This window comes from Shewanella sp. SM74 (genome assembly GCF_025653725.1).
Classification (GTDB): domain Bacteria; phylum Pseudomonadota; class Gammaproteobacteria; order Enterobacterales; family Shewanellaceae; genus Shewanella; species Shewanella oncorhynchi.
This window is the reverse complement of the sequence record NZ_JAKKRZ010000101.1, coordinates 1-579: the sequence shown is the minus strand read 5'-3', so window position 1 is coordinate 579 and position 579 is coordinate 1. Positions and strand designations below refer to the sequence as shown.

At 58.3% G+C, this 579-nt stretch carries 1 protein-coding gene; it reads right to left on the bottom strand.

Annotated elements, in window-relative coordinates; genetic code table 11:
* Positions 1-579: Ig-like domain-containing protein (locus L5M49_RS25205; RefSeq protein WP_263267003.1), on the bottom strand; the 579-nt coding region annotated here is incomplete at both ends.

Genomic DNA, 579 nt, shown 5'->3' with positions numbered 1-579 from the left:
GCCGGTTGGCTGCCATTGTGGGTATAGGTGAAAGTCCCGTCTTGGTTGATGACCAAAGAGCCGCCAGCCACCGCCACCGTGGCCACGCCATTCACGAAGGTGACGGGCTGACCATTGATTTGGGTGATCGTCAGCGTATCGCCATCGGCGTCGGTATCGCGTCCGAGTAGGTCAGTGATGATGTTGCCAGTGACGCTGCCGCCTTCAGCAACCTCGTAAGTGTCATCGATGGCATCGGGTGCGTCGTTCTCGTTATCCACATTCAGGGTCACCGTAGCGGTATCGCTGCCGCCATTACCGTCGGTAATGGTATAGGTGAAGCTGGTTGGYGCCGGTTGGCTGCCATTGTGGGTATAGGTGAAAGTCCCGTCTTGGTTGATGACCAAAGAGCCGCCAGCCACCGCCACCGTGGCCACGCCATTCACGAAGGTGACGGGCTGACCATTGATTTGGGTGATCGTCAGCGTATCGCCATCGGCGTCGGTATCGCGTCCGAGTAGGTCAGTGATGATGTTGCCAGTGACGCTGCCGCCTTCAGCAACCTCGTAAGTGTCATCGATGGCATCGGGTGCGTCGTTC